The 8,333-nt window shown below is 73.6% G+C and carries 11 protein-coding genes and 1 tRNA gene; 8 read left to right on the forward strand and 4 right to left on the reverse strand.

What is annotated here, in order from left to right; all coding sequences use genetic code 11:
• Positions 1–183, reverse strand: a 183-nt coding sequence (locus H5J29_RS34320) for a hypothetical protein (RefSeq protein WP_220187347.1), incomplete at its 3' end; no start/stop codon positions are given.
• Between the two features lie 129 nt (positions 184–312).
• Between H5J29_RS34320 and H5J29_RS13045 the strand changes: the two genes are divergently transcribed.
• From H5J29_RS13045 to H5J29_RS13055, 3 genes are read left to right on the forward strand one after another with little or no spacing between them, the layout of a single operon-like run.
• On the forward strand, positions 313–897 hold the full coding sequence (locus H5J29_RS13045) for an ArsR/SmtB family transcription factor (protein WP_181781207.1): 585 nt from the start codon (positions 313–315) through the stop codon (positions 895–897).
• Positions 894–1,550, forward strand: a complete 657-nt coding sequence (locus tag H5J29_RS13050) for an SRPBCC family protein (protein ID WP_181781208.1) — start codon at positions 894–896, stop codon at positions 1,548–1,550. The genes H5J29_RS13045 and H5J29_RS13050 overlap by 4 nt, the downstream gene beginning before the upstream one ends.
• A 1-nt stretch (position 1,551) precedes the next feature.
• The gene (locus H5J29_RS13055; protein WP_181781209.1) at positions 1,552–1,944 is read left to right on the forward strand and encodes a VOC family protein; all 393 of its coding nucleotides are present in this window, start codon (positions 1,552–1,554) and stop codon (positions 1,942–1,944) included.
• A 15-nt stretch (positions 1,945–1,959) separates the two neighbouring features.
• Here the strand turns inward: H5J29_RS13055 and H5J29_RS13060 are convergent, their stop codons facing one another.
• The gene (locus H5J29_RS13060) at positions 1,960–3,375 is read right to left on the reverse strand and encodes a sensor histidine kinase (RefSeq protein WP_181781210.1); all 1,416 of its coding nucleotides are present in this window, start codon (positions 3,373–3,375) and stop codon (positions 1,960–1,962) included.
• Positions 3,372–4,070, reverse strand: coding sequence for a response regulator transcription factor (locus tag H5J29_RS13065; protein WP_181781211.1), 699 nt, complete (start codon positions 4,068–4,070; stop codon positions 3,372–3,374). The genes H5J29_RS13060 and H5J29_RS13065 overlap by 4 nt, the downstream gene beginning before the upstream one ends.
• A 51-nt stretch (positions 4,071–4,121) precedes the next feature.
• On the opposite strand from H5J29_RS13065, the gene H5J29_RS13070 reads away from it, so the two are divergent.
• Complete coding sequence (locus tag H5J29_RS13070; RefSeq protein ID WP_181781212.1) at positions 4,122–5,231, forward strand: metallophosphoesterase; 1,110 nt, start codon at positions 4,122–4,124, stop codon at positions 5,229–5,231.
• A 58-nt stretch (positions 5,232–5,289) separates the two neighbouring features.
• Here the strand turns inward: H5J29_RS13070 and H5J29_RS13075 are convergent, their stop codons facing one another.
• Positions 5,290–6,465 carry an MFS transporter gene (locus H5J29_RS13075; protein WP_220187348.1) on the reverse strand — a complete coding sequence of 392 codons (1,176 nt, stop codon included), beginning with the start codon at positions 6,463–6,465 and terminating at the stop codon, positions 5,290–5,292.
• Between the two features lie 100 nt (positions 6,466–6,565).
• On the opposite strand from H5J29_RS13075, the gene H5J29_RS13080 reads away from it, so the two are divergent.
• From H5J29_RS13080 to H5J29_RS13095, 4 genes are all read left to right on the forward strand, one after another.
• Positions 6,566–7,255, forward strand: coding sequence for a M23 family metallopeptidase (locus H5J29_RS13080; protein WP_312858193.1), 690 nt, complete (start codon positions 6,566–6,568; stop codon positions 7,253–7,255).
• 11 nt (positions 7,256–7,266) lie between these two features.
• Positions 7,267–7,339 (forward strand) — tRNA-Arg (locus H5J29_RS13085).
• Positions 7,340–7,571: 232 nt separating this feature from the next.
• On the forward strand, positions 7,572–7,775 hold the full coding sequence (locus H5J29_RS13090; RefSeq protein WP_220187349.1) for a hypothetical protein: 204 nt from the start codon (positions 7,572–7,574) through the stop codon (positions 7,773–7,775).
• A gap of 79 nt (positions 7,776–7,854) precedes the next feature.
• A partial coding sequence (locus tag H5J29_RS13095; protein ID WP_312858194.1) for an alpha/beta fold hydrolase occupies positions 7,855–8,333 on the forward strand: 479 nt, incomplete at its 3' end.

Below are 8,333 nucleotides of genomic sequence, written 5' to 3' on the forward strand. Positions count from 1 at the left end.
CTCCGTGCCCGCGTCGGCCCCCTCGGCCGTCTGCGATTCGACATCCGGCGCCCTGACCGGCCTGATCGGCTCGATCAACGCGTGGCGCCCCGTGTCGGTCAACGGATCGACCGGCGGCCCTCCGACGGGCGGGGCGGTGGGGTCGGTCCGGCCGCGGCCGGGCTCGACGGGCTCGTCGGTCATCCCGCTGCGCACTCCTCGATCGGGCGGCCGTGTGCGGCGACCCTAGGCGGCACCGATCCGACTCCGCGCGGCGACTCCGACAATATTTCCCTCCTTGACAAGACTTGTTGTCGGTGACACGGTCGGCGCATGACGAACCGGACGGCCGTGATCGAGGACGCCGCATCGGCCGCGGTCGCGCTCGACCCGGTGCGGGCCCGCCTGCTCGGCGCCCTCCGGGAACCCGGCTCGGCCACCTCGCTCGCCGCCACTCTGGGCCTGACCAGGCAGAAGGTGAACTACCACCTGCGTGCGCTGGAGGCCCACGGGCTCGTCGAGCTGGTCGAGGAACGCCGCAAGGGCAACATGACCGAGCGCCTGCTCCGCGCGACCGCGGGCGCGTTCGTCATCTCCCCGCAGTCCTGGGCGCTCGTCGCCCCGGACCCGGACCGCGAGCCGGACAAGCTCTCCGCCCAGTGGCTGCTCGCCCTCGCGGCACGGCTGCTGCGCGAGGTCGCTCGGCTGATCACGGCGGCGGGCAGCAGGCGCGTCGCCACCTTCGCGATCGACGGCGAGATCACCTTCGCCACCGCGGCAGACCGTGCGGCGTTCACCCGCGAGCTGGGCGAGTCGGTGCGCGAGCTCGTCGCCCGCCACCATGCGGCGGAGGGGCGGCCGCACCGGATCGTCGTCGCCGTCCACGCCGCCATGCCCCCCGAGGAGACGTCACCGTGAGCACGCCGTTCGAGATCCGCCGAGAGATCGCCCTGCCGATCGCCCCGCAGGAGGTGTGGCGGGCGATCGCGACGCGCGAGGGCCAGGCCGGGTGGTTCATGACCCTCGAGGGGGACGACGCCGAGGCCGAGATCGTCGCGGACCCGCCGCACCGGCTCGAGCAGCGCTTCGGCACCCAGGCCATCGAGTACGTCCTCGAGTCGGCCGAGGGCGGCACGACCGTCCTGCGGTTCGTCCACAGTGGAATGCTGGAGGAGGAGTGGGGGGACGAGTTCGAGACGATGACCGGCCTCGGCTGGGACCTCTACCTCTTCACCCTCGGCGAGTACCTGCGGCACTTCCCCGGCACGCCCGCGACGTACGTCGAGGCGGAGGCGCCGAGCACGCCCGAGGCCTGGAAGCGGATCCTGGCCGCCCTCGGCGACCCGGCGGTGGGCGACACCGTCCGGACCCCGGTCGGCACCGGGATCGTCGACAGGCGGGTCGAGAGATACCTGGGCTTTCGCACCGAGCACGCGCTGGTCCGCTTCCACGAACGCTCGCTCATCGGGATGCCGGTCGCCGTGGGGCACCACGAGTACGCCCCCGGCGCCGACACCTCGACCCTCACCGACACCTGGACGGCCTGGCTGGCCGAGACCGCAGGGAGCTGACATGTCCACGATGGAGCCGTTCCTGATGTTCCAGAAGGGCGAGGCCGAGGAGGCCATGACCTTCTACACCGGACTCTTCGCCGACGGCGAGGTCCTGACCCTCGTCCACACCCCGGAGGGCACGGTGCAGCAGGCCGTGTTCACCGTGGCGGGGCAACGGGTCCGCTGCTTCGACTCGCCGGTCCCGCACGCCTGGGACTTCACCCCCGGCGTCTCGCTGTTCGTGACCTGCGACAGCCGGGAGGAGCTGGAGAAGCTCTGGGCGGCGTTGTCCGAGGGCGGCACCCCGATGATGCCGCTGGACGACTACGGGTTCGGCCCCTTCGGCTTCACCGCGGACCGCTACGGCGTCTCGTGGCAGCTGGCCCTCGAGCTGCCTCCTGAGTGGCGGTAGTCGACCGTCCCCGCCTCAGAGCTCGAGTTCACCGGGGCGGCCGGGGAGGCGCAGGCTCAGCAGTGCGCCGCCCTCCGGGGCCCGGTCGGCCCACACCGCGCCCCCGTGCCGCACCGCGACCTGCCGCACGATCGCCAGCCCCAGCCCGGAGCCGGGCATGGTGCGCGAGGTGTCGGCCCGGTAGAAGCGGTCGAACACGTGCGGGCGGTCCTCCTCGGCGATCCCCGGCCCGGAGTCGGCGACCTCGATCACGACCGTCCACTCGTCGAGCCGGATCATCCGCAGCCGCACGAGCCCGCCCGGCGGGCTCCACTTCACGGCGTTGTCCAGCAGGTTCAGCACCGCGCGCTCGAGTGCGGGGGCCTCGCCGACGAGCGTCCACGGGACCAGCGTGACGTCGAACCCGATGTCCGCCCCGGCCCGGCGGCGGACCCGGTCCAACGCCCGCTCGACGACGTCGACGAGCTCGACCGGCTCCCGGGCGGCGTTCGGGGCGTCGTCTCGGGCCAGCTCGGTGAGGTCGCCGATCAGCTGGGTGAGCTCCTCGACCTGCGCCCGGACGTCGGTGAGCATGTCCTCGCGGTCCTCCCGCGGCAGGCTCGGCGCGCCCGGCTTCTCGGCCGCGGCGAGCAGCTCCAGGTTGGTGCGCAACGACGTGAGCGGGGTGCGCAGCTCGTGGCCCGCGTCGGCGACCAGCCTGCGCTGCTGTTCCTGCGAGGCGGCGAGCGCCCCGAGCATCTCGTTGAAGCTCTGGGTCAGCCGGGCCAGCTCGTCCGACCCGCTGACCCGGATCGGGGTGAGCCGCCCGGTCGCGGCGACCCGCTCGGTCGCCTCGGTCAGCCGCTGGACGGGCCGCAGACCGGCCCGAGCCACCGCCGCACCCGCGAACCCGGCCAGCACGACGCCGATCGCCCCGACCACCGGCAGCGCCGTGGCCAGCTCGGACAGCACCGCCTGCGTGGAGTCCATCTTCTGCGCGATGACGAGCGCGCGGCCCTCCCCCGCCTGCACCGCGACGACCCGGTACCCGCCCGCCGACCGCACCGACTGGTCGATCTCGCCGCGCGCCACCTCGAGCTCCGACTCGCTGAGCGGCGGCGCGGAGGCGGCACCCTCGGCGGACTGCGCGAGCCCGGACGAGTACAGCAGCGCCACGCGGATGTCCGCCGCGCCGAGGATCTCCGACGGCACGGTGGCCAGCAGCTGGGGCCGGGCGAGCTCGCTCTGGGCCGCGGCCAGCGCCCGCTGCTCCAGGTTGTCGTCGAGCGTGGCGAGGATGCTCCCGCGCACGATGAAGAAGGCCGCCGCGGACACCAGCACCACCACGGCGGCCGCCACCGCCGCCGCCAGGATCCCGATCCGCGCCCGCAGGCTCACCCGGTCCAGCCGGGGGTACCGGCCGTTGAGCTCGCGGTCGACGGCCTCGGTCACGGGGGCGTCTCGCGCAGCACGTACCCCACGCCGCGCACGGTGTGGATCAGCCGCGGTTCGCCCTCGGCCTCGGTCTTGCGCCGCAGGTAGCCGATGTAGACCTCGAGCGCGTTGCCCGTCGTCGGGAAGTCGTAGCCCCACACCTGCTCGAGGATGTTCGCGCGGGTGAGCACCCGGCGCGGGTTCTGCAGCAGCAGCTCCAGCAGCGAGAACTCGGTGCGGGTCAAGCTGATCGCGCGCTCGCCGCGGCGGACGTCACGCGTGTCCGGGTCCAGCGACAGGTCGGAGAACACGAGCGCGGGCGTGTGACCCGCGGCCGCGGCGATGTCGTCGAGCGACCGGCGGCGCAGCAGCGCACGCAGCCGGGCGAGCAGCTCCTCCAGCGCGAAGGGCTTGGGGAGGTAGTCGTCCGCGCCCGCGTCCAGCCCCGCCACGCGGTCCGACACGGCGTCCCGCGCGGTCAGGACCAGGATCGGCAGCTCGTCCCCCGCCGCCCGCATCCGGCGGCACACCTCGAGCCCGTCCAGCCGGGGCATCATCACGTCGAGGATCATCGCGTCGGGCCGCTGCGCGTCGACCGCCTCCAGCGCGCCGAACCCGTCGCTCGCGAGCTCGACCTGGTAGCCGTTGAACGCGAGCGAGCGGCGCAACGACTCGCGCACGGCACGGTCGTCGTCCACGACGAGGATTCGCATGACCCACAGTCTCGCGCGGCGTTCTGAGAAGCGTCTGAGAGGGTTCTCGCCGTGGGCTTCTCGCTCCTCATCCTCGCGCTCCTGGTCCTCGTGCACCTCTACGTCTACAAGCGGGCGGTGCACGACGTCGCCGGGTCCCGTCGCGGCCGGATCGTCGGCGCGGTCGTGCTCGGCATCCTGTTCGTGCTGGTCGCGGTCACGTTCCTGACCCGCAGGCTGTTCACCTCGGTGGCCCTGAGCTACGCGGGCTACCTCTGGTTCGCCGTGCTGCTCTACCTCGGCCTCGCGCTCCTGGTCGGCGAGCTGGTGCGGGTGAGCGTCCGGGTCAGTCCCGAACGCCGGCGGTTCCTGTCGGGCGTGATCGCCGGGGTCGCGGGGGCGGCGGCGGTCGGCACGGTGACCTACGGCGCGATCGAGGCGAGGCGGCCGCGGGTCGAACGCCGCGACGTCGTCCTGGACAGGCTCGACCCGGCCTTCGACGGGTTCACCATCGCCGCCGTCTCCGACATCCACCTCGGGCCGCTGGTCGACGGGGCGGACCTGCGCGGGTTCGTCGCGGCGATCAACGCGGCGGGGCCCGACGCCGTCGCCGTCGTGGGGGACCTGGTCGACGGCGAGGTGGCCGAGCTCGGCGCCCAGGCCGAACCACTGCGGGACCTGACCGCGGACACCTACTTCGTGACGGGCAACCACGAGTACTACTCCGGCGCGGCGGGCTGGGTCGAGTTCCTCCCGACCCTCGGCGTCCGGGTCCTGCGCAACGAGCGGGTCACCCTGCGGCGCGGCGCCGCGGTCCTGCACCTCGCCGGCTGCGACGACCGCACGGCCGCCGCCTCCGGGCTCCCCGGACACGGGTTCGACCTGGACAAGGCCCTGGCGGGGCGAGACCCGGCCGAGCCGGTCGTGCTGTTCTGCCACCAGCCGGTCATGGTCGACCAGGCCGCGCGGGCGGGCGTCGACCTGCAGGTCTCCGGGCACACGCACGGCGGCCAGCTGACGCCGTTGACCCACGTCACGCTGCTGGACCAACCCGTCCTCGCCGGGCTGACGAAGGTGGGTCCGACCTGGCTCTACGTCACGCGCGGGATCGGGTTCTGGGGCCCGCCGGTGCGGGTCGGATCGCCGCCGGAGATCACCCTGCTCACCCTGCGCGCGGCCTGACCTGCGTGCGCGGCGCCGGCTGCGGGGGTCCGCCGTGGGCGCTGCTCGATGGCCCGCGCTACGCCGGAACCGGCTGTCGTGAGGGCCGCTCGACCCATGCCGCGACCGTCGCGACGAGGAGGCCGAGCAGGGCCAACACGGCCGCGACGACGTTCACCGAGGTGAGCCCGAAGCCGAGCGCGATCGCCGCGCCGCCGAGCCAGGCGCCGAGGGCGTTGGCCAGGTTGAACGCGGCGTGCATCGAGCCCGCGGCCATGTGGGGGGCGCCCTCCGCGCCGTCGATGATCCGCAGCTGGGCGGACGGGATCAACGAGAACGTGCTCACCGCGAAGAGGAACAGCACGATCGCCGCGCTGACCGGGTTGTGCATCGCCGGGACCAGGGCGAGCGCGACGACGACGTCCGCCGCCAGCACCACCTGGATCGCCCGCAACGGGTTCCAGTCCGCCAGCCGGGCGCCGATCGCGTTGCCGATCGTCATGCCGACGCCGAACATCGCCAGGAGCAGGGTGATCGCGGCCTCCGGGTACCCGGCGACCTCGGTCAGCATGGGCGCGACGTAGCTGTAGCTCGCGAACAGCGTAGCCCCGCCGAGCACCGCGACGAGCAGCGTCAACCACACCGGGCGGCGGGTCAGCGCGCGCAGTTCCTCCGCGAGCCGCGGTCGCGCCCCCTCGGGGCGGACGTCCGGCACCGCGAACCGGATCGCGACGGCCGCGGCGAGGCTGATCAGCCCGACCACCGCGAAGGTCCACCGCCAGCCGACGATCTGGCCGAGCAGCGTCGAGAGCGGGACGCCCACGATGTTCGCGACCGTCAGCCCGGCGAACATCATCGCCATCGCCCGCGCCCGCCGACCCGGCTCGGCGAGCATCCCCGCGACGATCGCCGCGATGCCGAAGAACGCGCCGTGCGGCAGCCCGGACAGGAAGCGGGCGGCGGCCACCATGGGGTAGTTCGGCGCGACGGCCGACAGCAGGTGCGCCGCCCCGTACAGGCCGATGAGCAGCACCAACGCCTGACGGCGGGGCAGCCGGGTCGCGGCCGCGATCAGCAGCGGAGCACCCACGACGACACCGATCGCGTACGCGGAGACCAGGTTCCCGGCCTGCGGGATCGTGATCGCCAGGTCGCCTGCGATCTGTGGGAGCAGACCCATGACGGTGAACTCGCCGGTCCCGAGGGCGAACGACCCCAGAGCCAGCGCGAGCAGCGAGCGCCGCACGGCAGCCATCCTTACGCACGAGAAGAGCAGAAGTCTCCAGCGTAGGTCGCGGGAGCGGGCTCGTCCGTGTTCGACGCGTCACCCCGGTCGCGACGGTACCGTCGCGACCGTGGACGCCGTGGTGCTCAGGCTGCCGTTCCACGGCCGGTGGGCCGTGCAGAACAGTCCGGCACGGCGCGTCCCCAGCCACGGCACGGAGCTGCTGGGCTCGAGCCACGCGATCGACTTCGTCGGGGTCGACGAGCGACACCGGACCGCCGCCGTCCGCGACTGGCGGACCGTGGTGGCGACCGAGCCGCCGGAGCGGTTCGTCGCCTTCGGCCGACCCCTCCTCGCTCCGTGTGCGGGCACGGTCCTCGCCATCCACGACGGCGAACCCGACCACCCCGCCCGCCGCTCCCCCCTGACCCTGCTGGGGTACGCGCTCGGCCAGGCGGGCCGCGTGCGCCAGGGCATCCCCGCGGTGGCCGGCAACCACGTGCTGCTCCGGGGCGACGACGACGCCGTCGTCGCCCTGGTCCACCTCCGCAGGGGCTCGATCCGCGTCGCTGTCGGCGACGAGGTGGCGGTGGGCACGCCGCTCGCGGAGTGCGGCAACTCGGGCAACTCCACCCAGCCCCACGTCCACGTCCAAGCCACCGACAGCGCCGACCTCACCGTCGCCCGAGCCCTCCCCCTCGTCTTCCGCGACTTCCGCGAGTGGCGCCCCGGCTCCCCCGACCCCCTCCTCCGCGACTTCGGGGTCCCGGCGGAGGGCGCGGTCGTGGCGCCCTTCGAGGACGGCGGGGCCGCCCGGTAGGCTCCATCCAGGCCCTCGTAGCTCAGGGGATAGAGCACCGCTCTCCTAAAGCGGGTGCCGCAGGTTCGAATCCTGCCGGGGGCACACATCCTGTAGCAGCGCTTTCCCCTCCGGGGAACGCTGCGCGCGTGTCGCGACCGCACCTCGGTCCTCTCTCCTGACTGCCCGCTCGCCGCCGGCGCGCGCCGGTCTTCCCCGCGCATGTTGATTATCGATAGGTAATCAGTGACACTCGTCAGCAACCGACCGACTATCGATAGGTGGGTCGCTCCGTTCCGTCGGCGCGGCCCGGCTCGACCCTGTGGAGGAGATCCTGGTGAGGAACGTCCTGCCGACCGTGATCGTTCTCGTCCTCGCCGCCGCACTGGGTGGTGCGGCCGTGGTGTACGGCGGGGCCGACGACTCCCCGGGGCTCCAGCTCATCGGCGTCGTCCTCGTGGTGGGCGCGATCGCGTGGGGTGTGCGGCGGGCCCGGCGCGCGCGTGGCGGCCCACGCGCCGGCTCCGATCGCCGTCCCTGACCCGTTCGCGCCGTATGGGCCTCGATGGGTCGGAAGCGATGATCGTGGCGGGCGGGCTTGCGTGCGCGACAATCGGGCCGTGGAGCAGCGGCTCGATCGGGTGGTGACGGCGGACGGCACCGCCGTCGCCTACGCCTCGGTCGGGGCCGGGCGGCCGCTGGTCTACGTGATGGGGTGGCTCACGCACCTGCGACTGGGGTGGGAGCTGCCCGCCGAGCGGGCGCTCTACGAGGCGTTGGCCGAGGGCGGTCGCCTCGTGCGCTACGACCGCGCCGGATGCGGGTTGTCGCCGGCCACGGGGCGCCCGGCGTCGTTGGCGTTCGAGCTCGAGCAGCTGGGTGCGGTCGCGGCGACGCTCGGCGTGCCGTTCGACCTCATGGGCACCTCGATGGGAGCTCCGGTGGCCGTGGCCTGGGCGGCGGCGCATCCCGAGACCGTCCGCAGGCTGGTGCTCTACGGCGGCTGGGCGTGCGGCGACGACCTGTCCCCGCCTGCCGTGCGCGACCACGTCCTGGGGCTGGTCGAGGCCCACTGGGGCCTGGGTTCCGACGTCCTGAC

The sequence above is a fragment of the Pseudonocardia pini genome (assembly GCF_013870575.1).
Taxonomy (GTDB): Bacteria; Actinomycetota; Actinomycetes; order Mycobacteriales; family Pseudonocardiaceae; genus Pseudonocardia; species Pseudonocardia pini.

Excerpts from the sequence above, each read along its gene's own strand:
- H5J29_RS13045 (WP_181781207.1), top strand. The coding sequence starts at position 313 with ATGACGAACCGGACGGCCGTGATCGAGGACGCCGCATCGGCCGCGGTC.
- H5J29_RS13055 (WP_181781209.1), top strand. The coding sequence starts at position 1,552 with ATGTCCACGATGGAGCCGTTCCTGATGTTCCAGAAGGGCGAGGCCGAG.
- H5J29_RS13065 (WP_181781211.1), bottom strand. The coding sequence starts at position 4,070 with ATGCGAATCCTCGTCGTGGACGACGACCGTGCCGTGCGCGAGTCGTTG.
- H5J29_RS13075 (WP_220187348.1), bottom strand. The coding sequence starts at position 6,465 with ATGGCTGCCGTGCGGCGCTCGCTGCTCGCGCTGGCTCTGGGGTCGTTC.